Source organism: Flavobacterium album, assembly GCF_003096035.1.
GTDB lineage: Bacteria > Bacteroidota > Bacteroidia > Flavobacteriales > Flavobacteriaceae > Flavobacterium > Flavobacterium album.
Genome location: NZ_CP029186.1, coordinates 1,039,954 through 1,064,432 on the forward strand (window position 1 = coordinate 1,039,954; position 24,479 = coordinate 1,064,432).

Here is a 24,479-nt window from a genome sequence, read left to right on the forward strand (position 1 = left end):
AAACAAATGCTTATCGGGCTTTATTTTGATAATCAGATCACTCTTTTTCTCTTTCCATTCTAATTTGGTTGGACCAGATCATGTTTTTAGGGGAATGAGGCAGATCCCAACCATGCATCCATTTTCCCGAATAATGTATCAGGTTTAATCCAACTCTGAAATTTATTTTGGAACTATTACCGGTAAACTCTAACCGAAGGATAACATTCTTTCTTTTTCCGGGTGCAAGCTGTAAAATTTCCGGTACGTTTTTGTCACAAGGAACTTCTTCCACATGTAAATTGAGGTTGTCAACATCATAAAAGTCCTGCCAGGAACACGACATTGAATAATATTTCAACGTATCCTTAGAACTATTCGTCAGCGTAACCGGGATCACCCAAAATACTTTGCCACGTTCTATAACCTCTTTACCTTTTTTTATCGAAAGGATATAGTTGTCATTCGATGCCTGGCAATAAGAATTTGCGGCAAAACATAAAGTAATGATCAGCAGGAAGAATGTTTTCATTGCTATATAAACTTTACAAGGTTCTAAGAGATTACGCAAAACAGGCAAAATAGTATGAGATATGGATTTACACAAAAAACCCCTCTAAGATTTCCTTAGAGGGGTTTCATTTATAATAACCTTTATAGTTAATTATAATTTATTTTCTTCCTGCGTTGGCTTCTTAGAAGTAGCAGGCTGGTCTCCGTCTTTTGCAGCGTTTTTAAATTCTTTGATACCGGTACCCAGGCCTTTCATTAGTTCAGGGATTTTTTTACCTCCAAACAGCAATACGATGATTACCAATATAACAAGAATTTCTGTTAAACCTAGTTTTCCCATGACAACATATTTTAATTATCCGACAAAGTTAAATATAAAATGAATTACAATAACTATTTACGGCAATTATTTGTTTCCGGTTTGCGTTAATTAAAAATAAAATTTTTAACATACTTATCAAAAAACAGGCGGTGTTTTCCTGTGGTTTAAAATATCATAATGCCGCAGGATTAGTATATTTGTCAATTAAACAGTTATTATGTCGGCAAAAAGGCTCAAAAGGCAGCTCATTAAAAAAAGGCTGTTTACCAAGAATCGCCTGGTAATACTTAACGAAGACACTTTTGAAGAGCTATTTTCCTTCAGGCTAAACCTCATGAACGTTTTTGTGGCTATCACTTCAATAAGCATCGTGATGATTGCCTTTGTTACCTATATCATTGCCTTTACCCCGCTGCGCGAATACATTCCCGGATATGCCTCAACGAAGCTAAAGCGCGAAGCTACCGCAAACGCAATAAAATCGGACTCGCTACAGAAAGTTATCGATGAGAACAGCGCCTATATTGCTTCCATAAAAAAAGTGCTCACGGGCGACCTTGACCATACCAAGCTAAGTAAGGACTCGATCGTAGTGGCTGAACAGGCGGTACTTTCGGACGAAAAGATGAAACCTTCTGATGCCGACCTGAAACTGCGCCGGGAAGTAGCACAGGAAGATAAGTACAACCTTTTTGAAACGGCAAAGCCAAAGGTAGGCCTGGTACTGTTCGCCCCGGTAAAAGGGCACATTACCGAAGGCTACAATGCGAAGAATAAACACTTTGCGGTAAATATCGCCCTCGCAAAAAATACCCCTATAAAGGCCGTGGCAGCCGGATCGGTTATCCTGGCCGACTGGACGCCTACTAACGGCAACGTGATTGTGCTGCGTCATAACGACGGCATCATATCGGTGTACAAGCACGCGGCGTCGCTGACCAAGGAGCAGGGGGATATTGTAAAATCGGGCGAGGTGATTGCGCTGGCCGGTACTACAGGGCCACAGTCTGCAGGGGTACAGCTGCAATTTGAGCTCTGGAAGGACGGCTACCCGATTAACCCGACACAATTCATTGATTTCGAATAATATGGAAGATTTTATTGCCAATATATTCATTACATCGTTTTTATGCGGCATCATCTTTTTGATCGTAGCCGCGATCACCTATTATTTTCCGCCAAAAAAGATCAATGCCTTTTATGGCTACCGCACGGCTTCTTCGATGAGGTCGCAGGAGCGTTGGGATTTTGCACAGCGGTTTTCGAGTATCCAGATGATACGGGGTTCTGTAGCGCTGATACTGGTTTCACTATTGGGCTATTTTGTCCCTTTATCGGTCGAAATTAAACAATCAATAGGCATGGGTCTGTTGGTACTGATGGTAGTTTATTTAATGGTCACAACAGAAAGGGCAATCAAAAAAGAGTTTAAGGATACATAATTAAAAAGAGTGAAGCTTAATCTGAATTCTGAAATCTACAATCTGAAATAAAAAATGTCCATCAAATCATTTGCAGCAAAGATCTTCGCAGGCATCATCCACGGGAAAACCCAAAAGTGGGCCAGTAATCCTGTGGAAACACAGCAGGAGGTTTTCAGCGACCTCATGGCGAAAGCGTGGCAAACGGGTTTTGGTAAAGACCACGATTTTGAAAATATACAATCGTTTGAAGATTTTGCGGCAAAAGTCCCTGTGCGGGATTACGAAGCCCTGAAAAGCTACGTAGACCGGGTTGTAAAAGGGGAGGAGAACGTACTGTGGCCGGGTAAGCCGCTGTATTTTGCCAAGACATCGGGCACTACATCGGGAGCCAAATATATCCCGCTTACGAAAGAAAGCATGCCGTACCACATCAAGGCTGCGCGCAATGCCATACTCGCTTACATCCATGAAACCGGGAAAGCCGATTTTGTGGATGGCAAGATGATCTTCCTCCAGGGCAGCCCGGAACTTCATGAGAAGAACGGCATTAAGCTGGGCCGCCTCTCGGGTATTGTGGCGCACTATGTGCCGGCTTACCTTCAGAAGAACCGCATGCCAAGCTGGGAAACCAACACCATCGACGATTGGGAAACCAAGGTAGATGCCATTGTGGAAGAAACCTATAATGAGGACATGCAGGTAATATCCGGCATACCATCGTGGGTGCAGATGTACTTTGAAAAATTGCAGCAAAAAGAAGGGAAGAAGGTGGGAAACATCTTTAAAAATTTCAGCCTATTTATCTATGGCGGCGTAAACTACGAGCCGTACCGCGCCAAATTCGAGAACCTCATAGGCCGAAAGGTAGACAGCATTGAGCTGTTCCCGGCATCAGAAGGGTTTTTTGCGTATCAGGATTCGCAAAAAGAAAAAGGCATGCTGCTATTGCTCAATGCAGGGATTTTCTACGAATTTATAAAAGCTGACGAATTTTTTACTGATAAGCCAAAACGCTATACAATAGGGGAGGTGGAACTGGGCGTAAACTATGTTTTGATCATTTCGACCAATGCCGGGCTGTGGGCCTACAATATTGGCGACACGGTTGCGTTCACTTCCCTGAGCCCCTACCGTGTTATCGTGACAGGGAGGATAAAGCATTATATCTCTGCCTTTGGCGAGCACGTTATCGGCAAGGAAGTGGAGAGCGCACTAAATGAAGCCATGGTAGGTACGGATGTGAGTGTTAACGAATTTACAGTAGCACCACAGATAACACCTGCAGAAGGACTGCCATATCACGAATGGTTTATCGAGTTTGAAAAAGAACCTGCAAACGTTGAAGCATTTGCCCTGAAAATAGATGCGGCAATGCGGAAGCAGAACGTATATTATGACGACCTTATTGTGGGGAAAGTGCTGCGCACGCTTGTCATAACGCCGGTGGCGAAAGAAGGATTCAGGGAGTATATGAAATCCATAGGGAAGCTGGGCGGGCAAAACAAATTGCCGAGGCTGGCAAACGACAGGAAAATTGCCGATGCTTTAACGAAATGATAATAAACAGTAAAAAATACGCTTAAACGGCAGATTAATCACACTAAAAATAAAATCAATACATTTGCCAACAAAACAAACAGAATGCAATCAATAAAAAATATAACACGTTCCAGGGCGCAGGAATCTTCTGCTGCAATTGAGCGCCTTTACATAACAATGCGGCACTTATTCAACCGCGGATTTTATAAACCAATGGGCGTATCGGGCGATACGCTGAGGGAAGCATTGCTGTCCCTGCGCCCGGAGATCTATGGGTCTATAGCCGAAGAAAAAGCCGAACTGAACGGGCTGCTTTACGTGATAGAGCGTTTGCCGATTGGTATCGAGGAGTGCAGGTTCATTAACCTTACTTCGGATGAAGGCTATTCCAAATCACATTTTAAGGCTATCGTGCCGCCAAAGAGGAGGCGCAACTGCTACCGTATAGACGATGAGCAGATGAACGTGGAGATAACCCGCGGCCGATCGGATATTTATGATATCATGACGCACCTTACTTTCATCTTTATCGAATCGCATAAGATAAAGGACAGGGTGCTTATAGACGATAATGGCGAGATAGCCCGCGACTGGGTAAAGCTGGAACAGGCCATACACCAGGAAAAAAAGCTGACGCTGGAAGAACGCGAAAAAGCGATATCGCATGTTTCGAATGTGCTTGGCAGGACCTTTGCCGAGATCATCGATATTTATGATGCTTTTGGTACGGCTGCCTCTCCCGACAGGTTCCTTCATGTTATTTACCACCTGGGCAAGCTGGCGATAGAAGAAGCAATGGGCGGTGCAAAAAGGACCATTACCTTCAGCCCGATCCTGCGTGAAAGGCTGGGCCACCACATACACGGAGAGATATGGGCCAACAATATCAAGAATGTATTAAAGCAAAACGGCCTGCTTGAAAGGCCGATACACATCATCAGTGCCAACATGCACAGCGTGATGAATTCCATTTTTGCGGTACCGATGTTCAAATCAAAATTCAAGGATAAGGACGATTACTTTATCTACGAAGAACTGAGCAAATCGGGCAATGGCGCAATGAGGTCGAAAATAGAAGAGCTGGCGCTTAAGAATGGCATGATTGCCATGCCGGATACATCGGGCACCAACATCGATGTACAGATATTCGATTCAGCCAAAATAGATTTTTCCAAAACGGCATTCCCTTCGGCAAAACTTGCGGAAGAAATGCCCGTGATCATTGTTATGGATTATGCTTTTGGCGAGCAGGCCTACGAGACTATAGATGAGCTGCTAAAGCCATTCAAGGATGGTGACGTTCGTACGTTTATGAACGTGGAGTCGGTATCTATTATGGGCAAAGCCGGTATCCTGGAAGGCAACAAAGGTGATATCATGATACCATCGGCCCATATAAATGAGGGCACCGGCGATAACTACCCGTTCGAGAACGAACTTACTGCCGCCATGTTTGAAGGCGAAGGCATCCCGGTATATGTAGGCCCTATGGTTACTGTATTGGGCACATCGCTGCAAAACAGGGACCTGCTTAAATTCTTTAACGAATCGACATGGGGTGTGAGTGGCCTGGAGATGGAAGGCGCTTATTACCAGAAGGCAATACAGTCGGCATCAAAGATCAGGAAAAGCATCAATCCGGATGTAAAGGTACGTTATGCCTATTATGCATCGGATAACCCGCTCGAAACCGGCAGCACGCTGGCTTCGGGAGGACTGGGCACAACAGGTGTTAAGCCTACTTATTTGATAACCATTAAGATACTGGAACAAATATTCAATATTCAATAAAATTATGGCAAACCAGACAAATAACGACCCAAACAATGAGATCGACCTGTCCCGGGTATCGGCAAAAGTAAAAGGCTATTTTACCCGTGCCAATGACTCATTTTTTGACGGAATCTTATTTATAAGGCGCAACATTATCCTCATTGCAGTTATCATATTGGTTGGTGCCGGATTGGGCTATTATATGGATAAGGGCCCGAAAATCTATTCGAATAAAGTAATTGTTCACCCCAACTTTCAAAGTGTTGATTACCTGTATACGGCTGTTGAAGATATAAATTTGAAGATACAGCAAAAAGATACCCTTTTCCTAAAAAGCATTGGTATCAGGGAACCGAAACGTTTCCTTAAAATAAAAATTGAGCCGATTATAGATATTTATAATTTCATGAACCAGTCTGATAACGACGTTAAAGAAGACAGGGACAGGAAGATGGAAATATTTAAGCTTATTGCTGACAACGGCGACATGAAAGAAGTCCTTAAAGATCCCACAACCAGTAAAAACTATGACAACCATCTTATTGAGATTATTTTAAAAGATAAGACAAAGCAGTCAGAAGTTGTAGATCCGGTTATGGCCTATCTTAACTCAAATCCCTATTTCAAAAAAATTCAGAAGGAACAAATAAACAATGTGAATAGTAAATTAGCCGCTAATGATTCCATAATCAGGCAGGCTGATAAGATATTGAACTATATTGTTGATCCCCGCAAAAGCCCGGGGGCCAGCACTATGTATTATAGTGATAATTCCCAGATTGGCGAAGTGCTGCAATTTAAAAATGGTATTTTGTCGGAGCAGGCCAAATTACGCATCCGCAAAGCCGATTATGACACAATATTTAAGGATCGCGGTATACTCCTTAATGAAAGGGCCCGCGATATAACATCGGGCAATATGAAGTTTATTATTCCTGTCTTGTTGTTGATATGCTTTATAATTTTTGTATTGTTTAGGTCGTATTACAGGAGCCAGGTTGCTAAGAGAAAAATTGTAATTACAGGATAATGATCAAACCGTTATTAATAACAGGAGGTGCAGGATTTATAGGGTCGAATTTTATAGTGCATTTCCTGGAGAAAAACCCGGAATACTTTGTGGTTAACCTTGACAAGCTAACCTATGCCGGGACTTTGGATAACCTGACAGAGATTGGGGATAATAAAAATTATAAATTCGTTGAAGGCGATATTTGCGACAGGGCTTTTATAGACAGCCTTTTTAAGGAATATGACTTTAAGGGCGTTATCCATTTTGCGGCTGAGTCGCATGTGGATAATTCCATATCGGGCCCCGAAGCATTTATAAGGACCAATGTGCTGGGAACCTTTAACCTGCTCGATGCTGCAAGGAACCACTGGATGGCAGCGCCGCAGCAATACAAGCCGGGATATGAAGGCTGCCGTTTTCACCATATCTCTACCGATGAGGTATATGGCACGCTCGGAGCCGAAGGCCTGTTTACAGAAGAAACCCCGTATGCGCCAAACAGCCCCTACAGCGCCTCGAAAGCATCGAGCGATATGATCGTGAGGAGTTACTTCCACACCTACGGGATGGACGTGGTGACTACCAACTGCTCTAACAATTACGGCCCCAAGCAGCATATTGAAAAGCTGATACCAACCATTATAAGAAAAGCTCTTGCCGGTGAGAACATACCCATCTACGGCACGGGCGAAAATGTACGGGACTGGCTGTATGTACTGGATCACTGTACCGGTATAGAGCTGGTGTATAAAAAAGGAAGATCGGGCGAGACTTACAACATAGGCGGCAGGAACGAAAGGAACAACCTGTACATTGCAAATAAGATATGTGACCTAATGGATAGCATGAAGCCAAAGGCCGAAGGCAGGTACAGCGACCAGATAGCCTTTGTAAAAGACAGGCCCGGGCATGATATGCGCTATGCTATCGATGCTTCTAAAATAGAAGATGAGCTGGGCTGGAAAGCAGATGAAAATTTTGAAACAGGGATCGTAAAAACCATTGAGTGGTATTTGCATAAGCTAACATAAAGCATATGAAAGGAATAATACTGGCAGGAGGCTCCGGCACCAGGCTTCATCCGCTTACGCTGGCTGTGAGCAAGCAGCTGATGCCGATATACGACAAACCGATGATTTATTACCCGTTATCCACACTCCTTTGGAGCGGCATAAGGGAAATACTTATAATATCTACCCCGCACGACCTGCCTTTGTTCAGGCAATTGTTAGGCGATGGCAGCAGGCTGGGGTGCCGTTTTGAATATGCTGTGCAGGAACACCCGAACGGGCTTGCCGAAGCATTTATAATAGGAAAGGAATTCATAGGCACTGATAAAGTAGCCCTGATACTTGGCGATAATATTTTTTATGGTACGGGACTTTCTACACTGTTGCAAAACAATAACAACCCTGAGGGCGGTATCATTTATGCCTACCATGTGCACGATCCGGAGCGCTATGGCGTAGTGGAATTTGACGGCAATGGGAAGGTACTTTCTATAGAGGAAAAGCCGGAAACCCCAAAATCAAACTATGCGGTGCCGGGCATTTATTTTTATGACAATGACGTGGTAGAGATTGCTGCCAATATAAAGCCCAGCCACCGCGGCGAACTTGAGATAACCGATGTGAACAGGGAATACCTGGAGCGCGGAAAACTGAAAGTGAGTATACTCGATCGGGGCACGGCATGGCTGGATACCGGTACATTCAACTCGCTGATGCAGGCGGGGCAGTTTGTACAGGTAATAGAAGAGCGCCAGGGCCTCAAAATAGGGGCTATAGAAGAGTCGGCCTATAAAATGGGATTTATTACCGCCGACGAATTGAAAAAACTTGCCGAACCGTTGTTGAAAAGCGGCTATGGCACACATTTATTAAGCATAATATCATAAGATGACGTTTACACCTACAAAGCTGGAAGGCTGTTATATTTTAGACCCAACGATCATAAAAGATGAGCGGGGCTACTTTATGGAAAGCTTTAACGAGGTGCGTTTTGAGGCCGGCATAGGCACAAGAACGCATTTTGTGCAGGACAACCAGTCGTTCTCCTCAAAGGGCGTACTGAGGGGCCTGCACTACCAGACAGGCGAACACGCTCAGGCCAAGTTGGTAAGGGTACTCGAAGGCGAAGTGTTGGATGTAGCTGTAGACATCAGGCCGGGCTCTCCTACATTTGGCCAGCATGAGGCTGTATTGCTTTCGGGCGAAAACCAAAGGCAGTTCTTTGTGCCGAGGGGATTCGCGCACGGCTTTTTGGTGTTGAGCGAAACCGCCGTTTTTTTCTACAAATGCGATAATTTTTATAATAAAGAGTCGGAAGGCGGAATTATTTATAACGACCCCTCTATTGGTATAGACTGGGGTATGGCTATCAGTGATTTTATCATATCTGAAAAAGATACGGTTTTACCAACCCTTGAAAACAGCAGGCCGGTATGGTAGTATTGGTAACAGGAGGCAACGGGCAATTAGGCCAGGCATTGCAGGCCATAGCGCCGCAATATAATAATGCAATAGAATTTTATTTTGCATCGTCTCAGGAGGCAGACATTACCGATGAGGCAAGCCTGAAGGCGGTATTCGACAAAGTAAAACCGGACTTCTGCATAAATGCAGCAGCCTATACCGCTGTTGATAAAGCCGAAAGCGAGCCCGAAAAGGCACATCATATAAATGCTGTGGGCGCTAAAAACCTTGCAGAAGCCTGCAAACAACATAATACGGCCCTTATCCATATTTCGACCGATTTTGTTTTTGACGGCAAGAAGACAACACCATACACCGAGGAAGATGAAACAGATCCTCAAGGCGTTTATGGCCTTACCAAGCTACAGGGAGAGCTGGAAATTCAGAATGCTTTAGCTGAATATTTTATTGTAAGGACATCATGGTTATATTCTGAATATGGAAATAACTTCATGAAGACCATGATACGGCTGGCAAGCGAGCGTGATTCTTTGAGCGTTGTAGACGATCAGACAGGTACTCCAACCAATGCCAACGATCTTGCACACGCTTTAGTACAGATGATAAAAAGTGGGATAAAAGAATATGGCATTTACCATTACAGCAACGAAGGCAGCGCCACCTGGTATGATTTCGCAAAAAAAATATTTGAGATAAACAATATTGCCATAGATTTACATCCGATTCCTACAAGCGCTTACCCGACACCTGCTAAAAGGCCTGAGTACAGTGTGTTGGATAAGAGTAAGATAAAAAAGGTTTTTGGAATGGAGATAAGAGCATGGGAGGAAGTGATCTAATCAGAAATGATAAAAAGAAAGTATATTGTCTAACCCCGGTTTTTAATGACTGGGAGAGTTGTACTATACTCATTGCTAATATTGCCCGAATACAAAATGAATTTCCAATGCACCAATTTTTGGTAGTTATTGTTAATGATGGTTCAACTGAAGAGTGCGAATTTCAAAAGTCCGATATCATAATTACCCAATTAAATCTGAAAGTCAATGTGGGGCATCAAAGGGCAATAGCGATAGGCTTACAATATATTTATAATGAAATAAGCGACTATGACTACGTATTGGTAATGGATAGCGATGGAGAAGATAAACCCGAAGACATACCGATATTATTACAAGAAGTGGAAAAACAATCGGATAAAAAAATAATTTTTGCCGAGCGTAGAAAAAGACAGGAGTCTGTATTATTCAAAACAGGATATTTTTTTTATAAGAGGCTTTTTAAACTTTTGACGAATCATAGAATTGGCTTTGGCAATTTTAGCATAATTCCGAAAAAACAGCTTGGTAAGGTAGTATATCAAAATAATATCTGGAATCATTATTCGGGAGCCATAATACAATCAAAGATCCCATACTGTACAGTTTTATTAAATAGGGGTAAACGATACCGGGGTACTTCAAAAATGAAGTTTAACAACCTGTTGCTCCATGGCTTAAGTTCTATTGCTGTTTATTTCGATTTTTTGTCGATCAGGATATTGCGATTTTCGTTATATGGTGTAGCTATATGCTTCATTTCGGTAGTATTTATCCTTTACCAGAAGTTATTTACAGATAATGCAATACCTGGCTGGGCTTCAAGCCTTATATTGATAATATCCGGGATTATAATTCAGTTATTTTCTGTTACGCTGATTGTTTTACTATTGCAATTAAGTTCGAGAAAAAACATAACCGCCCCTGATGCCAAGATTTACAAGGAGTTTATTGATGACATAAAATATTTGATATAATGTATTTTATCAAATCTTCAAGACAAAATTATGTGTTACTGTCAATAATTGTTTTGGCGGCACTATTGAGATTTTATCATATCGACTTCCAAAGCGTATGGCTTGACGAACTGCATACTATGAATGAAGCAGATCCTGCAGCCACTTTTACCGGTGTCTATTCAAATATAAAACAAGGTGAGCAAATGCCACCCTTATACTTTTATTTGGTTTACTACCTGTTCAAAGTATTTGGTTATAAAACCATTGTAGCAAGGCTGTTTTCTGCTGTTTTAGGGTGCATTTCAATTTATGCCCTATACTTACTAGGAAAAGAACTGTTTAGCCGAAGGGCAGGGTATGTGGCAGCCATATTGTTAAGCGTAAATTATTTCGGCTTATTTTATTCGCAGGAAGCAAGGCCCTATGCCATGCTTTTGTTATTTAGCATAGCTGCTTTTTACAGATTGGTGTTGTTTATTAAAAACCCTACATTAAAAAATGCTGTGTTTCATGGCATCTTTTCGGCAATGATGATTTATGGCCATTTTTTTGGCCTAATGGCGTATATGGCGCAATATAGCATATTATTACTTTTTTTAGTGTTGACCGAGCCGGGATCAAAATTGAGGTTTTTCAGGAATATTTTTGTTTCAGGTGTGGTAGCGCTGATTATATTAATTCCCGCGATACCCGTCTTTATTGAAGTCATTAAAATAAAAGAATTTTGGATACCCAGGCCGGGGCCGGATACATTTACGCTTATGTTCAAAGAATTCTTTGGTAGCAGCGAAATGGTGTTAATGCTGGTGCTGGTTTTCTTTGTCAGCTATATTGCCAGCCTTGTAAAGCAAAAGCAGCTTAAGCTAAATTATATTACGCTTATCGGCAATAAAACACTTTTCAGCTTTATCATCATCATACCATGGTTGGCTATACCGATAATTATAGCGCTTATAAAGTCATATGCCTCAAGCACATCAGTTTTAATAAGCAGGTACTTTATTGTGCTTTTGCCGGCAGTGATCATGATGTTGACCATAGGAGCTATACAGTTTCGCAACAAAATTATTCAATACACTTTAATTACGTTATTCGTCATTTTATCTCTGTCAGATATCATTGTAGTTAAAAAATATTATACATCAATCTTAAAATCACAATTTAGGGAAACTGCTGATTTTGTAAAAGAGAATAACGAGTCTATGGCGCCAGTTGTAACTTCACTACCATGGCATTTGAAATACTTCCTCAATAACAACGAATATAAATCAAAAATTATCAATTCTTCTTTGGAAGAGTATGTTGCCAATCTGGAAAATGACCCGAAGAATATTAAAGATTTTTGGTATATAGATGGACATGGTAAGACCTACAGCCTCTCAGAAAGAGGCGAGGCGATGCTTGCTAAATATTATGATCTGGAAACGAATTTTGAAGGGATGGATGCGTGGGCAAGATTTTACGTGCTAAAAACGAAGACAGCTAAAACTTTAGATATTAAGAAATTTGGATTGCTAAAGCCAGTTAATGGCGATAAAATAACATTTAATTTCGACTTTTATGAACAGTCCGGAAATAAATTAAAGGCCTCTGGCTGGGCCTTTTTAGAAGGAATTGATGCGTCTGCTACAAAATACAGGCTAATATTGATTAAAGATGGGGTAGCGATAAATCTACGCACGGAAAGGATACCCCGACCGGATGTAACAAAAGGATTTGATAAAGGATTTGATCTTGATTCTTCAGGATTTAGATGTGAGGCCGAACTTACTGATATACCTTCAGGCAGTTACACATTAGGTATTTACATGATAAACAAAGAAAAGCACAAAGAAGGCCTTGTTGTTACGGATAAAATAATACAGAAGAATTAACCGAGGGGGCTTATTAAAAAAAAATGACATTATATTTGCGAAAAATAATTAATTATGAATACAATAAAAAATAGTGCTACATTATTCATGCTTATCTTATTGATTGCCTGCAAAGGTGAAAAATCGGAAGGTTCATCAACAGATCAAATGCAGGCCGAAGAACCTAAAGTACAGGTAGTTGTAGAAGCTACAGTTAAAAAAGACGATATTTTTGAATTATTTTATAATGAAGACGGGACGCTTGATTTTAAACCAAATAATAGCGTAAGGGTCAATGTTTCAGGTAAGCCTCAAAACCAAGTTATTACATTTAATTTGCCGGATACAATTAAGTTGGCTAACCTAAGATTTGACCCTGGGCAAAATCCGGATCAGGGAGATATAACAATAAACAAACTTATAATTAGGCAATTTGATAATGAAATAGAATTTTCTGCTGCCGATTTCTTCAAACATTTTAATGCTGTCGAAACAATAAAGACACAACCTGAAAAATTTTCTTTTAGAGGGGTCGTGGTAAATGGCGGTTATGATCCCCTATTTTATGGTAATTCTGAATTAATGAACCTGTTAAGGTCTCTTAACGAACAAAAATAAAGGTAATTGTAAGATGAATTACAGCGACAAAGCAGCGAGTTATTATGCCAATATAAGGCACGACCTTGTCCGTTTGGCAGACAGGAAGAAAAACAGCCTTAAGGTGTTGGAAATAGGTGCTGCCTATGGCGAAACGCTGTATTTTTTAAAACAACAGGGTATAGCTTCTGAGGTTGTAGGGATCGATATTTTTGAAGACACTAAAAATACGCAAAACTATAAGCCGCTGGACAGGTTCATTTTCGGGAATATTGAAGAGCTTGATTTCCCGGAATATAATGGATATTTTGATCTTATACTCCTGCCGGATGTCCTGGAACACCTTATCGAACCAAAAAAGGTGCTGGCAAAAGTGAATAGCTTTCTTGCCCCCGGTGGAGAGGTATTGGTGAGCATGCCTAACATACGGCATTACTCGGCATTTTCGAAAATATACCTCAAAGGCGATTTCGGGTATGAGGAGAGCGGATTGTTCGATTACACGCACATGCGGTTTTATTGCAGGAAAAATATGGTAACCCTATTAGATAAGTCAGGCTTTCAGGTGGTTTACCAGGAAAGTTCTATTAAGAATTACAAGGGGCGATCTGTGGCTAAAATGATCAATATAATTACACTCGGTATTTTCGAAGAGTTCTTTTCGGTGCAATATTTCCTTAAGGCAAAAAAGGCCTAATCCTATGGATCAATGAATGGTGACATAAAAAAAATAATTTCCTCTTCGGGCATTAACTTCCTTTTCAGGATCTTTGGGCTGGGGGCAACGTTTTTTTCAATGTCATTGATAGGAAAGGTGTTCGGGGCAGAGACATTTGGCAATTATTCACTTGTTTTTACAATTTCGCAGGCAGCGGCTATGCTGTTCGCCTTGGGCATACCCAATGCGCTTATTAAGATAGTGGGTAACAACAGCCTAAGCTTTCCGCAGGCAAAGAAGATATTGAAGCAGGGCCTTAAAGTGACATTACTGGTCTCTGTGATACCCATGCTGATCTTTTTTGCAGGCGCAGAATTTATCGCTACAGAAATCTTTGACAATAAAAAACTCGAAAACTACTTTTTGATAATTACGATATCATTGCCGTTATTTATCTTCCATGAGCTGTTTCTGTATTTTTTTATTGCAACGAAAAATTTTATGAGGTATAGCATATTAATGTTTGTACTTCCCAATTTTTTGCTACTGGCGTTCCTGTACCTGTTTTATAGCCTTGGGTATGCAGAGCATTATACATTTATTGCATTTGCATTATCAATTATGCTTGTTGTGGCGACCGAAGCTTTTTTGGTCTTTGAAATAAAGCCGGACAGGACCACAAGTATAATTTCTACGAAAGAATTAGTTAAGACCGCTTCGCCAATGATGTTCAGCGGCATACTCCTTTACCTGTTAAATTGGACAGATCTTATCATCGTAGGGATAATGATGGATGAAAAACAGGTGGGGATCTATAATTATGCTTTCAGGGCCGGTAGCTTAGGATTTTTGGTGATTATATCAGTAAACACGATCATTATGCCAAAGATGGCAGAGTTATATGGCAAAGGCGATCTTTCGGGACTGAAAAAAATGGTGCATAGTACTACACGAATGGTAGCATTGCTTTCTTTACCCATAACAGCAGGCCTGATCTTGCTTGCTCCGTTCATATTATCTTTTTTTGGCGCGGAAGCCGTTGAAGGCACATCTGCGATGATCATTGTAGCTGTTGGGGTATTTTTCAGCGCGGCAATGGGTAATGTAGACCAGATACTTAATATGTCCAACAATGCAAAGATCTTCGGGAATATTACATTGGTCTGTTTTTTTGTAAATGCCCTACTCAACCTGACCCTTATACCGGCTTATGGTATTAATGGGTCGGCTATTGCCAGCCTACTTACAAATGTGCTGATGAATATAGTTTGTGTTATATATATAAAAAAGAAGCTTGGCTTTTATACCCTTATTTAATGAACATTCAATTATCTGTAATAATCGTAAACTATAATGGGCTTAAGTACCTTAGGGATTGTTTTGATTCTCTTATAGATAAACTGGGAGGCCTTACCTATGAGATCATTGTCCTGGATAATGATTCCCGGGATGAAAGCTGTAGCTTTATCGAAGAAAATTATCCGGATGTAATCCTTATCCGGAGCACCGAGAATTTAGGCTTTGGAAGAGGCAATAATGAGGCAGTACGACACGCAAGGGGAGAATATTTACTATTGCTTAATAATGATACCATCCTCCTGGACAGCCTGATGCCGGTGTATACCATGGTAAGCGCAGATCCTTCTATAGGCGCAATAGGGATAATGATGCTTGACGGCAACAGGGAATACTTACAGTCTGCAGGAAAGTTCCCTGACGTTTCGGGCATGTTCCGGATAAAGAATTTGAGTAACATGGGTAAAGAATTCGAAACAGGTGTATTTTCAAGGACGGCATATGAGGTTGACTGGCTGGGGGGCGCATTCCTGATGATGCCTAAAAAAATATACGAAGAGATCAATGGTTTTGACCAAAATTACTTTTTGTATGTAGAAGATGTAGACCTTTGTAAAATGATAGCCGATAAAGGCTACAAAAGGATATTTGTTCCGGGATACCGTTATATCCATTTCGTAGGGTTCAATACATCAAAAAACCCTTTCCTTATAAAAGGATATAAGATATTTATCAATAAGCATCATAAAGGGTTTACAAAATTAAAAATGCTTTTTGCCTTAAAGATCAATGAAGTGATAAAAGCCATAAAGGCCAAGCTAAAAAAGTGACCTGTTTGATATGAAGATCAATGCGACAAAATTTTATACCGCAGTTTTTGTGGCTGTCCTTTTCTGCCAGCTATATCTGCCGTCCTTTAAGGTTAATATATACCTGCAGATTTTTGCCGTCTTTTTATTTCTCTTTTTGGAATATGGCAAGCTCATAGTTTCAACCTTTTTTTTAAAGCAGCTGGCAGTACTTGTAGGCATAATGGGTCTTGGCTTTATAGGGACAATGGTATTTAGGCATAGCATGGTCAATATACTCAAAGATATCTTTCATTTTATGAAACCGGTCGTAGGGCTGCTGATAGGATATTTATATTTCAGGAAAATAAATAATTTCAGGGTCTTTGTAAAAACCATTGTAGTTTCAGGTATCATTTCTGCTGCGATCCATTTCTTTGTTATTGCCTTCTATGTAAAGAACTTAGGGGCGATAGAATCGATACGGGAGTTCAGTAAAGATAATTTTCTGGAACTGTTTGCGCTTTTCTTTTTGATATATTACAAAAAATTTGAAGGCACGCCAATTATTGAAAACAGGAAGTATGCAAAAGCGGCATCTGTACTCCTCTTTTTTTCATGCTTTCTCTATTTTTCGAGAACAATGATCGTTGTAGCGATAATACTGCTGCTGTCTATTTACGGGTTTACCAGGATCACCCGGAAAACGATACAGATCTTAGGTATAGTATTACTGGTTCTGGGGTTACTTTTTGCCTACCTGTATACTGCTGATATTAAGAGGAGCAATAAGGGTTTTGAGGCATTTTTATATAAGATAAAAAATGCTCCGGCAGAAATCTTTGAAACAAGGATCAACACGGAGAACCATGCTGAGCTTTGGGATCACTGGCGGGGCTATGAAGCAAAGAGGGCTATAGCGCTTATTAAGGAAAAACCCGGAAGCCTCATCTTTGGCACCGGCCATGGGTCGCTTGTCAATTTAAAGTTTTATGCCCCGCTTACAGATGATAACAAGGGATTAAGGTATATTTCAGAGCTGCATAACGGCTATGTTTATATTTTATATAAAACAGGCATTATTGGCCTTTTTATGTACCTGCTCATTATGGCGCGATGGTACATATTCATCTATGCGAGGAAGAACTTTATGACCATCCTGATCTCTGCTATAGGGCTTATTTATTTTATCTCAACGATCACAATAACAGGGGTTTATAACGCCCGTGATATAATTATTTTTATACTTGGGGCATTGCTGTATTTTGTAAATGCTAAGGTGCCAGTGCCAGGACGATAATGTCTTTAATTTTTTGGCTGGTCGTTCCGTCACCATAAGGATTTGATGCGGCAGCAATTTGTGAGTAATAAAAACCGTCTGTTAAGAGTTTACCGGTTTCTGATAGTATCTTTTCTTTATCAGCCCCTACTAATATAGCGGTGCCGGCAGCAACGCCCTCCATGCGCTCTGTTACTTCTCTCAAAACAAGTACGGGCTTGCCAAGGCTGGGCGCTTCTTCCTGTATGCCTCCGGAATCAGTAAGTATTATATTGCTTTTATGCATCATCCAGATCAACTCATGGTAATCCAGCGGCCTTGTGAGTTTTATATTTTCACGTTGCAGCATCTCATAGGCAATGGTTTTTACATTCGGATTGGGATGTACAGGATAAACAATCTGAATATCAGGATTATTATCGGCAATTGTTAGCAGGGCATCGCAAATCTCCAAAAATGGCTGCCCAAAGTTTTCCCTCCGGTGGCATGTAACCAGCAGGATCTTTTTAGTGAAATCAATATCACTGAATGTTTCATAAAGTAATGCCTCGTCTGTAAATTTAATTTTTTCAAGGCCGGCAAATAGAGCATCAATCACGGTATTGCCCACTACAAACACATTATCTGTTATACTTTCCCCTATCAGATTTTTGCTTGCTTGTTCTGTAGGACAGAAATGGAATGCGGCGAGCTTTGACGTCAAAACCCTGTTGGCTTCTTCCGGAAAAGGTGAAAGCATATCGTGGCTCCTGAGTCCTGCTTCGATATGTGCAATTTTGATTTTTTGGTAAAACGCGGCCAAAGATGCCGCAAGAACTGTTGTGGTATCGCCCTGTACAAAAATCAGGTCAAATTTTTCTTTAAGGAGTATTTCGTTTGTTATTCGTAATATCAGGCTGGAAGTAAGTTCGTGAAGCGTTTGGTTAGGCACCATTATATTCAGGTCATAATCCGGCTGTATGTCAAAAAAAGCAAGGACCTGGTCAAGCAATTCCCTGTGCTGGGCAGTGATTCCTACCTTTACGGAAAAATTGCTGTCTTCCTTAAATGCCTTTATAAGAGGAGCCATTTTTATAGCTTCAGGCCTGGTCCCGAAAACGAATAGTATATTTTTCATTTATGCTTTTTATGCAGGTAATTTGTTTATGTCCGTAAAACTACTAATTAAAACTATATTTGCAAGGCTTAAAAAATTATAGGGATGAAAGTGTTGTTTCAATCAAGGTCTAATCTTTATTCTGCCCCTGGCGGAGATCTTGTCCAGATGGAGAAGACAAAGCAATTCCTCGAAAAAGAAGGTGTACAGGTAGATATATCACTCGAAGCCGAACCAAACCTTGAAGGCTACGACCTGGTGCATCTCTTTAACCTCATGGAGCCACAGGATATTTATTTACAGATGCGCAATGCCAAAAAGCAAGGCAAAAAAGTGCTGCTTTCAACGATCTACGGACTATATACCGAATTTGAAAGAAAAGCGAGGGGTGGGTTATTTCAAAAAGTAGCTAATATACTCTCGCCTTACCAGATTGGCTATGTAAAAACACTCGTGAGGCACATGGCAGAAAGCAGGATGCACAAAGGCGTTTATAATATGCTTTTTAAAGGTTATTATGGCATGATGAAGGAGATAGTAGATAATACATCGGTATTCTTGCCGAATTCACACTCTGAAATGAAAAGGGTTGCAAAGGAATTCAACCTAAAGCACTATAACTATTTTAGCGTACCCAATGCAATAGACAAAGAAGTATTCGTTGCTGATGAAAATACTGCATCTAATAAGTATCAGGAATTTAAAGATTGTATTGTTTGTGCCGCCCGTATTGAAGGTCGCAAATCGACACTAAACCTGGTAAGGGCCGTTAAAGATTCCCCATACAAGCTGGTTTTAGTGGGCAAAGAATCGGCCAACCAGAAAGCGTATGTAGACCAGGTGCATGCAGAGGCAGGAGATAATGTTTTTTTCTTAGGAACCATGCCGCATGAAGAACTGAGGGAGCTTTATAAAGTTGCCAAAGTACATGCGCTGGTAAGCTGGATGGAAACACCGGGTTTGTCTTCACTTGAGGCAGGCGCTATGAATTGCAATATCGTGGTTACTAAAAAAGGTGACACAGAAGATTATTTTGGCGATTATGCTTTCTATTGCGAACCGGATGATGTAGCATCTATAAGGGATGCGATCGACAGGGCTTTTAACGCCGTAGTTAACCCGGGGCTTAAAGAGAAGATACTTGAAAACTATACATGGGAAAAAACAGCCGAAGCGACAATTAGAGGTTATAAGCTTGCAATGGCTGATAATTAGGAAACAAAGAAATAAAACCTGATATAAAATTAAGGGCACCTTTCGGGCGCCCTTTGCTATGGTATTAATCCTTAATTAATTTTTGTGTTACGTAAAAGTAACAATAATTATAATCTTTTGTTTCAGGATATTTTTACCGGCTAAAAATTTAAAAGTATATATTTGCAGCCTTGCAAGATGAAAAATGAAGATAGCCATAATAGGTACAAGGGGCATCCCTAATCATTACGGGGGCTTTGAGCAGTTTGCAGAATATTTTTCGGTATACCTTGCCGATAAAGGGCATGATGTATATGTGTACAATTCCCATAACCATCCGTATAAAGACCCTAGCTTTAAAGGCGTCAACATAATACACAGCTATGATCCCGAGCATAAGATGGGCTCTTTCGGGCAATTCATATACGACTATAACGCTATTGTAAATTCCCGCAGGCATAATTTTGATGTTATACTGCAGCTGGGCTATACCAGCAGTTCGGTATGGTTTTTCCTTTTGCCAAAAAAACCGGTTATCATAACCAATATGGACGGGCTGGAATGGAAACGCTCCAAATATCCGTGGCCCATGCGCCAATTCCTGAAATTTGCCGAAAGGCTCGCCGCCATAAGCAGCGACTATCTCGTAGCCGACTCGATCGGAATTCAGAAATCCCTTAAGCAGCGTTACAATAAAGATTCTGTTTACATAGCCTATGGCGCGCACGCTTTCGAAGATCCCGAAGATGCCGTGCTGAAAGACTTTGGACTGGAAAAAGAAGGCTATAATATGGTCATGGCCCGCTTTGAGCCCGAGAATAATATAGATATGGTGCTGGAGGGTGTGGCAAACAGCAATGATAGCACTCCCATGCTGGTAATTGGCAACCATAATACAAAATATGGAAATTACCTGAAAGAAAAATACCACGGTTACCCTCAGATAAGGTTTATAGGAGCGCTGTACAATATAGGGCACCTGAATAATTTGAGGTATTACTCAAAAATTTATTTCCACGGGCACTCGGTTGGAGGGACTAATCCTTCACTTCTCGAAGCCATGGCGTCAGGGGCGCTTATAGCGGCGCACAATAATGACTTTAACAAAGGCGTTCTTAAAGAAAATGCCTGTTATTTTTCAAATGCGTCAGAAGTTGCAAATTTGCTGCTTCATTTAAAAAAAAGTGATAATTTGCGCCTTGTTTCAAACAACGTAGAAGCAATAAAAAAAGAGTTTAACTGGGAAAAAATTAATGGCGAATATTTACAATTTTTCAAGGAATGCCTTGCTGAAAAGAATAGGGCTCGCTCCCGGTAAGAAACTCATAGTATTTTTTATTTCCGCAGTGTTGCTTACCATTCCGCTGGGCTATGTTTACAATAGCGTAGCCATTATCCTGTTCGTACTATATTCTGTACTTTCTGCACAAAAACAGGTGTTTTCCCTGCGTTTTCCTTTGGTGCTGCCTATGCTTCTTTTTGGTTTAATGGTGCTCTCGGTGGCCTGGAGCATCGATAGCCAAAATACACTGAAGGCGTTGAGCAAAGAAGCGCCGCTTTTATTCATTCCACTTGCTTTCTGCCTCAACCGCCGCCTGCCTCGCCGTTGCGTTCACGATATACTTAACAATTACAGCATCGGCATTTGTTTGTATTGCTTTTATTTTTTAGCACGTGCGGTTGTACGATATGTTTATGGGGGAGGCACAGATGTTTTCTTTTATCATGAGCTGGCAACCAATGATATTAATGCGATATACTTTTCGGCATTAGTGTCGGTAGCATTATTTTGGTTCCTTGTAAAGAAATCAAAAACGTTCTGGAACTATATCGCACTATTGTTTCTGCTTGCATTCATTATACTTCTGTCATCAAAAACGATCATCATTATCGACGTTTTGCTGGTAGTGAGCTATTACCTGTTTTATTCACCGCTAAAGCCCTGGGCAAAAGCAACGGCTGTTATAGTATTTTTGGGACTGATAGGGATAGGCGGCTACAATAGTAAAATAAAAGGCAGGATAGTAGAGGAATTCCGCCCGAATATTGAAAAGGCCGGGACCGATATGAGCGTGATACACAACGTGACCATACATGAAGCCTGGAATGCTCCTAATTTCCACCAGAACGATTACTTCAACGGCATTGCCTTCAGGACCTACCAGGTGCGGATCTTTACAGAAATGATTGCGGAAGACCCGATTTTCTTTACCGGGTACGGGCTTAATACCTCTATGGAAAAAATAGAAGAAAAAGGCAATGAGCACACCGTTTATCAGAGCAGCGACGAGAATATAGGCTATAACAAAATGAACTTCCACAACCAATATGTCGAAGCTTTTGCCGATCTGGGTATTTTTGGGTTTTTGCTTGTGGTTGCCCTTCTTGTAATTAATATCAAAAATGCGGTCAAATCTAAAGATTTTGTCCATATTGCTTTTGCAATTGTAATGATAGCCTTATTTTTGACAGAATCTTTCTTATGGAGGCAAAGAGGCGTAGTATTCTTTACGGTATTCTATTGCCTTTTCAATGGCTTACTGCCGAAAGATCTTTCAAAAATAAATCATGAAAAGAATTCTCATAACAGGAGCGGCAGGTTTTTTAGGATCACATCTTTGTGACAGGTTTATAAAAGAAGGTTACTTTGTTATCGGGATGGACAATCTTATAACGGGCGACCTTAAGAATATTGAACATCTTTTTAAACTTGAGAATTTCGAATTTTACCACCACGATGTTACTAAATTCGTGAACATTCCCGAAAAGCTTGACTATATACTGCATTTTGCATCGCCGGCAAGCCCTATAGACTATTTAAAGATCCCGATCCAGACATTAAAAGTTGGATCATTGGGCACACACAATCTTTTAGGATTGGCAAGGGTAAAGAAAGCAAGGATACTCATTGCTTCTACTTCAGAGGTTTATGGCGATCCGCTGGTGCATCCCCAACCGGAAGATTATTATGGCAATGTAAATACCATTGGCCCGCGCGGGGTATATGACGAAGCGAAACGTTTTCAGGAATCCATAACAATGGCTTACCATACCTTTCACGGAGTTGAAACCCGCATTGTAAGGATATTCAATACCTACGGGCCAAGGATGAGGCTTAACGATGGCCGCGTGATTCCTGCATTTATAGGCCAGGCGCTTAGGGGCGAAGACCTTACCATATTTGGAGACGGCATGCAAACGCGTTCTTTTTGCTATGTGGACGACCAGGTAGAGGGGATTTTCAGGCTCCTGCATTCCGACTATATTTACCCTGTAAATATTGGTAACCCCGACGAGATCACGATTAAGGATTTTGCCGACGAGATAATCAGGCTAACGGGCACCAACCAAAAAGTGGTACATATGCCATTGCCTGTAAACGATCCGCTGCAAAGGCAGCCGGACATCACGCTTGCAAAAAAACTTTTAGGCTGGGAACCTAAAACAGGACGGGCAGAAGGAATGAAAATAACTTACGATTATTTCCGGTCACTTTCCAACGAAGAGTTGTTGAAAGAGGAGCATAAGGATTTTTCAGGATTTATACATTAAAAAATGATTTTATCCGACAGGGGAAGGTATTCAAAATATTTAAGGCCCATCAGTATATTTTATGATATATTGGTAGTTACGGTTCTGTTCCAGTTTTTTTTCAGGGAATTGGGCCTAAACTACCTGCATTTTGGCTTTTATCAAATTGTCTGCTGGTCTATCATATCCTATTTTTCAGGGTTTTATGAGGTATACCGCTATACCAAGCCGTTAGAGATATTGTCTAAGATCATCAGGCAGGGCGTTATTTTCCTGTTGGTTGTAGTGGCGTTTTTTCCATTTGCAAAACAAACCATTTTTAGCGGCCAGCTTATCGTAATATACCTCAGTACGGCTTTTGTACTCATATCCATTTTTAAATTTGTCCTCTTTTATTACTTAAGGCACTACCGCATAGCAACCGGAAGTAATTTAAGGAATGTCATTATTGTAGGCTATACGCACGAGGCCATCAAACTGAAAGAGCTCTTTGAGACCAGGACAGATTATGGGTATAATTTTCTCGGGTTTTTCTCCGATAAAAAACACAATGCACATATCAAAGGGAAAATAGCCGAGATCGGCACCTTTGTTAACGAGAATAATATTGATGATATTTACTGCTCGCTCAATGAGCTTAGCAATACACAACTCAAGGAGTTAGTTGACTTTGCCGACATTAATGGCAAAACCATAAAATTTATACCGGATGCAAAGGAAATTTTTTCCAAGAACCTGCGGATAGATTATTATGAATTCTTCCCATTACTTTCGTTGCAAAAAACACCATTTGACGAACCGTTGGCACAATTTAGTAAAAGGCTATTCGACATCGTTTTTTCATCCCTGGTCATTATACTGCTGCTTTCATGGCTCACACCCATTTTGGCGTTGCTTATAAAGCTGGAATCAAGAGGGCCGGTTTTTTTCAAACAGAGCAGGGCCGGTATAAACGAAGAACATTTTTTCTGTTTTAAATTCAGGTCGATGCAGATAAACAATGCTACAGACCAACTGGCAACAAAAAATGACCCGAGGGTAACAAAAATAGGAAAGTTCATCAGGAAAACGAGCATTGATGAACTGCCCCAGTTCCTGAATGTATTAAAAGGTGATATGTCGGTAGTGGGGCCAAGGCCGCACATAGGGCTCATCAATAGCAAGTATACCAACAAGATAAAGAAATATGTATTAAGGCACCGGGTAAAGCCAGGGATTACGGGGCTGGCGCAGGTAAGAGGGGCCCGGGGCGAAATAAGCAGCGACGAAGACATGATATTCCGTATTAAGTATGATGTGTTCTACATAGAGAACTGGTCTTTGCTTCTGGATTTGAAAATAATAGTGCAAACGGTTGTAAACATCTTCATGGGCGACGAAAAAGCCTATTAATGCTTACCGGCCATTAACAAC

24 protein-coding genes are annotated in these 24,479 nt (G+C 40.9%); 21 read left to right on the plus strand and 3 right to left on the minus strand.

The window, feature by feature from the left end; translation table 11 throughout:
• Nucleotides 1–37: 37 nt before the first annotated feature.
• Together HYN59_RS04570 and tatA are read right to left on the minus strand one after the other, a co-directional pair.
• Nucleotides 38–511, minus strand: coding sequence for a hypothetical protein (locus HYN59_RS04570; RefSeq protein WP_108777140.1), 474 nt, complete (start codon nucleotides 509–511; stop codon nucleotides 38–40).
• 132 nt (nucleotides 512–643) lie between these two features.
• On the minus strand, nucleotides 644–832 hold the full coding sequence (tatA, locus tag HYN59_RS04575) for a twin-arginine translocase TatA/TatE family subunit (protein WP_108777141.1): 189 nt from the start codon (nucleotides 830–832) through the stop codon (nucleotides 644–646).
• Between the two features lie 199 nt (nucleotides 833–1,031).
• Between tatA and HYN59_RS04580 the strand changes: the two genes are divergently transcribed.
• The 16 genes from HYN59_RS04580 to HYN59_RS04655 all read left to right on the plus strand — a co-directional run bounded on the left by HYN59_RS04580 (nucleotide 1,032) and on the right by HYN59_RS04655 (nucleotide 17,266).
• Nucleotides 1,032–1,901 (plus strand): M23 family metallopeptidase, encoded by an 870-nt coding sequence (locus tag HYN59_RS04580; RefSeq protein ID WP_108777142.1) that lies wholly within the window; start codon nucleotides 1,032–1,034, stop codon nucleotides 1,899–1,901.
• 1 nt (nucleotide 1,902) lies between these two features.
• A complete protein-coding gene (locus tag HYN59_RS04585) occupies nucleotides 1,903–2,256 on the plus strand; it encodes an SdpI family protein (protein ID WP_108777143.1) in 354 nt (117 codons plus the stop codon).
• Nucleotides 2,257–2,310: 54 nt separating this feature from the next.
• Complete coding sequence (locus tag HYN59_RS04590) at nucleotides 2,311–3,795, plus strand: GH3 auxin-responsive promoter family protein (protein WP_108777144.1); 1,485 nt, start codon at nucleotides 2,311–2,313, stop codon at nucleotides 3,793–3,795.
• An 84-nt stretch (nucleotides 3,796–3,879) separates the two neighbouring features.
• Complete coding sequence (locus HYN59_RS17940) at nucleotides 3,880–5,568, plus strand: DUF6909 family protein (protein WP_146185859.1); 1,689 nt, start codon at nucleotides 3,880–3,882, stop codon at nucleotides 5,566–5,568.
• A 4-nt stretch (nucleotides 5,569–5,572) separates the two neighbouring features.
• Nucleotides 5,573–6,580, plus strand: coding sequence for a hypothetical protein (locus HYN59_RS04600; RefSeq protein ID WP_108777145.1), 1,008 nt, complete (start codon nucleotides 5,573–5,575; stop codon nucleotides 6,578–6,580).
• A 2-nt stretch (nucleotides 6,581–6,582) separates the two neighbouring features.
• Nucleotides 6,583–7,593 (plus strand): dTDP-glucose 4,6-dehydratase, encoded by a 1,011-nt coding sequence (rfbB, locus tag HYN59_RS04605; protein ID WP_219928805.1) that lies wholly within the window; start codon nucleotides 6,583–6,585, stop codon nucleotides 7,591–7,593.
• A 5-nt stretch (nucleotides 7,594–7,598) separates the two neighbouring features.
• Entirely contained in the window at nucleotides 7,599–8,459 is an 861-nt protein-coding gene (gene rfbA / locus HYN59_RS04610) for a glucose-1-phosphate thymidylyltransferase RfbA (RefSeq protein WP_108777147.1), read from the plus strand.
• 1 nt (nucleotide 8,460) lies between these two features.
• Nucleotides 8,461–9,012 carry a dTDP-4-dehydrorhamnose 3,5-epimerase gene (gene rfbC, locus HYN59_RS04615; RefSeq protein WP_108777148.1) on the plus strand — a complete coding sequence of 184 codons (552 nt, stop codon included), beginning with the start codon at nucleotides 8,461–8,463 and terminating at the stop codon, nucleotides 9,010–9,012.
• Nucleotides 9,006–9,836: a dTDP-4-dehydrorhamnose reductase gene (rfbD, locus tag HYN59_RS04620; protein WP_108777149.1), complete on the plus strand. Its 831-nt coding sequence runs from the start codon at nucleotides 9,006–9,008 to the stop codon at nucleotides 9,834–9,836. Before rfbC ends, rfbD begins: the two co-directional genes overlap by 7 nt.
• Nucleotides 9,818–10,792, plus strand: a complete 975-nt coding sequence (locus HYN59_RS04625; RefSeq protein ID WP_108777150.1) for a glycosyltransferase — start codon at nucleotides 9,818–9,820, stop codon at nucleotides 10,790–10,792. Before rfbD ends, HYN59_RS04625 begins: the two co-directional genes overlap by 19 nt.
• A 119-nt stretch (nucleotides 10,793–10,911) precedes the next feature.
• Entirely contained in the window at nucleotides 10,912–12,648 is a 1,737-nt protein-coding gene (locus HYN59_RS04630; RefSeq protein WP_219928792.1) for a glycosyltransferase family 39 protein, read from the plus strand.
• 54 nt (nucleotides 12,649–12,702) lie between these two features.
• Nucleotides 12,703–13,245 (plus strand): hypothetical protein, encoded by a 543-nt coding sequence (locus tag HYN59_RS04635; protein ID WP_108777152.1) that lies wholly within the window; start codon nucleotides 12,703–12,705, stop codon nucleotides 13,243–13,245.
• Nucleotides 13,246–13,258: 13 nt separating this feature from the next.
• A complete protein-coding gene (locus HYN59_RS04640) occupies nucleotides 13,259–13,921 on the plus strand; it encodes a class I SAM-dependent methyltransferase (protein ID WP_108777153.1) in 663 nt (220 codons plus the stop codon).
• A gap of 12 nt (nucleotides 13,922–13,933) precedes the next feature.
• Nucleotides 13,934–15,199 carry a flippase gene (locus tag HYN59_RS04645; RefSeq protein ID WP_108777154.1) on the plus strand — a complete coding sequence of 422 codons (1,266 nt, stop codon included), beginning with the start codon at nucleotides 13,934–13,936 and terminating at the stop codon, nucleotides 15,197–15,199.
• Nucleotides 15,199–16,008 (plus strand): glycosyltransferase family 2 protein, encoded by an 810-nt coding sequence (locus HYN59_RS04650; protein WP_108777155.1) that lies wholly within the window; start codon nucleotides 15,199–15,201, stop codon nucleotides 16,006–16,008. The genes HYN59_RS04645 and HYN59_RS04650 overlap by 1 nt, the downstream gene beginning before the upstream one ends.
• A 10-nt stretch (nucleotides 16,009–16,018) precedes the next feature.
• Entirely contained in the window at nucleotides 16,019–17,266 is a 1,248-nt protein-coding gene (locus HYN59_RS04655) for an O-antigen ligase family protein (protein ID WP_108777156.1), read from the plus strand.
• On the opposite strand, the gene wecB is transcribed toward HYN59_RS04655, so the two are convergent.
• Nucleotides 17,241–18,362, minus strand: a complete 1,122-nt coding sequence (gene wecB / locus HYN59_RS04660; RefSeq protein WP_108777157.1) for a non-hydrolyzing UDP-N-acetylglucosamine 2-epimerase — start codon at nucleotides 18,360–18,362, stop codon at nucleotides 17,241–17,243. The two genes, HYN59_RS04655 and wecB, sit on opposite strands and share 26 nt — an antisense overlap.
• An 84-nt stretch (nucleotides 18,363–18,446) precedes the next feature.
• Between wecB and HYN59_RS04665 the strand changes: the two genes are divergently transcribed.
• The 5 genes from HYN59_RS04665 (at nucleotide 18,447) to HYN59_RS04685 (ending at nucleotide 24,458) form a co-directional block, all read left to right on the plus strand.
• Entirely contained in the window at nucleotides 18,447–19,556 is a 1,110-nt protein-coding gene (locus HYN59_RS04665) for a glycosyltransferase family 4 protein (RefSeq protein WP_108777158.1), read from the plus strand.
• A 184-nt stretch (nucleotides 19,557–19,740) separates the two neighbouring features.
• A complete protein-coding gene (locus HYN59_RS04670; RefSeq protein ID WP_108777159.1) occupies nucleotides 19,741–20,853 on the plus strand; it encodes a DUF1972 domain-containing protein in 1,113 nt (370 codons plus the stop codon).
• Complete coding sequence (locus HYN59_RS04675) at nucleotides 20,789–22,159, plus strand: O-antigen ligase family protein (RefSeq protein ID WP_108777160.1); 1,371 nt, start codon at nucleotides 20,789–20,791, stop codon at nucleotides 22,157–22,159. The genes HYN59_RS04670 and HYN59_RS04675 overlap by 65 nt, the downstream gene beginning before the upstream one ends.
• The gene (locus HYN59_RS04680; protein WP_108777161.1) at nucleotides 22,104–23,087 is read left to right on the plus strand and encodes a UDP-glucuronic acid decarboxylase family protein; all 984 of its coding nucleotides are present in this window, start codon (nucleotides 22,104–22,106) and stop codon (nucleotides 23,085–23,087) included. Before HYN59_RS04675 ends, HYN59_RS04680 begins: the two co-directional genes overlap by 56 nt.
• Before the next feature lie 3 nt (nucleotides 23,088–23,090).
• Nucleotides 23,091–24,458: an undecaprenyl-phosphate glucose phosphotransferase gene (locus tag HYN59_RS04685; RefSeq protein ID WP_108777162.1), complete on the plus strand. Its 1,368-nt coding sequence runs from the start codon at nucleotides 23,091–23,093 to the stop codon at nucleotides 24,456–24,458.
• The last annotated feature ends 21 nt before the right edge of the window (nucleotides 24,459–24,479 follow it).

Bases quoted from the DNA above. Each gene is read 5' to 3' on its own strand.
- HYN59_RS04640 (WP_108777153.1), top strand. From the start codon at position 13,259: ATGAATTACAGCGACAAAGCAGCGAGTTATTATGCCAATATAAGGCAC.
- HYN59_RS04650 (WP_108777155.1), top strand. From the start codon at position 15,199: ATGAACATTCAATTATCTGTAATAATCGTAAACTATAATGGGCTTAAG.
- rfbD (WP_108777149.1), top strand. From the start codon at position 9,006: ATGGTAGTATTGGTAACAGGAGGCAACGGGCAATTAGGCCAGGCATTG.
- wecB (WP_108777157.1), bottom strand. From the start codon at position 18,362: ATGAAAAATATACTATTCGTTTTCGGGACCAGGCCTGAAGCTATAAAA.
- HYN59_RS04665 (WP_108777158.1), top strand. From the start codon at position 18,447: ATGAAAGTGTTGTTTCAATCAAGGTCTAATCTTTATTCTGCCCCTGGC.
- HYN59_RS04630 (WP_219928792.1), top strand. From the start codon at position 10,912: ATGAATGAAGCAGATCCTGCAGCCACTTTTACCGGTGTCTATTCAAAT.
- HYN59_RS04645 (WP_108777154.1), top strand. From the start codon at position 13,934: ATGAATGGTGACATAAAAAAAATAATTTCCTCTTCGGGCATTAACTTC.
- HYN59_RS04585 (WP_108777143.1), top strand. From the start codon at position 1,903: ATGGAAGATTTTATTGCCAATATATTCATTACATCGTTTTTATGCGGC.
- HYN59_RS04680 (WP_108777161.1), top strand. From the start codon at position 22,104: ATGAAAAGAATTCTCATAACAGGAGCGGCAGGTTTTTTAGGATCACAT.
- HYN59_RS04625 (WP_108777150.1), top strand. From the start codon at position 9,818: ATGGGAGGAAGTGATCTAATCAGAAATGATAAAAAGAAAGTATATTGT.
- rfbC (WP_108777148.1), top strand. From the start codon at position 8,461: ATGACGTTTACACCTACAAAGCTGGAAGGCTGTTATATTTTAGACCCA.
- HYN59_RS04600 (WP_108777145.1), top strand. From the start codon at position 5,573: ATGGCAAACCAGACAAATAACGACCCAAACAATGAGATCGACCTGTCC.
- HYN59_RS17940 (WP_146185859.1), top strand. From the start codon at position 3,880: ATGCAATCAATAAAAAATATAACACGTTCCAGGGCGCAGGAATCTTCT.
- HYN59_RS04675 (WP_108777160.1), top strand. From the start codon at position 20,789: ATGGCGAATATTTACAATTTTTCAAGGAATGCCTTGCTGAAAAGAATA.
- HYN59_RS04670 (WP_108777159.1), top strand. From the start codon at position 19,741: ATGAAGATAGCCATAATAGGTACAAGGGGCATCCCTAATCATTACGGG.
- tatA (WP_108777141.1), bottom strand. From the start codon at position 832: ATGGGAAAACTAGGTTTAACAGAAATTCTTGTTATATTGGTAATCATC.
- HYN59_RS04570 (WP_108777140.1), bottom strand. From the start codon at position 511: ATGAAAACATTCTTCCTGCTGATCATTACTTTATGTTTTGCCGCAAAT.
- HYN59_RS04655 (WP_108777156.1), top strand. From the start codon at position 16,019: ATGAAGATCAATGCGACAAAATTTTATACCGCAGTTTTTGTGGCTGTC.
- HYN59_RS04580 (WP_108777142.1), top strand. From the start codon at position 1,032: ATGTCGGCAAAAAGGCTCAAAAGGCAGCTCATTAAAAAAAGGCTGTTT.
- rfbA (WP_108777147.1), top strand. From the start codon at position 7,599: ATGAAAGGAATAATACTGGCAGGAGGCTCCGGCACCAGGCTTCATCCG.
- HYN59_RS04635 (WP_108777152.1), top strand. From the start codon at position 12,703: ATGAATACAATAAAAAATAGTGCTACATTATTCATGCTTATCTTATTG.
- HYN59_RS04685 (WP_108777162.1), top strand. From the start codon at position 23,091: ATGATTTTATCCGACAGGGGAAGGTATTCAAAATATTTAAGGCCCATC.
- HYN59_RS04590 (WP_108777144.1), top strand. From the start codon at position 2,311: ATGTCCATCAAATCATTTGCAGCAAAGATCTTCGCAGGCATCATCCAC.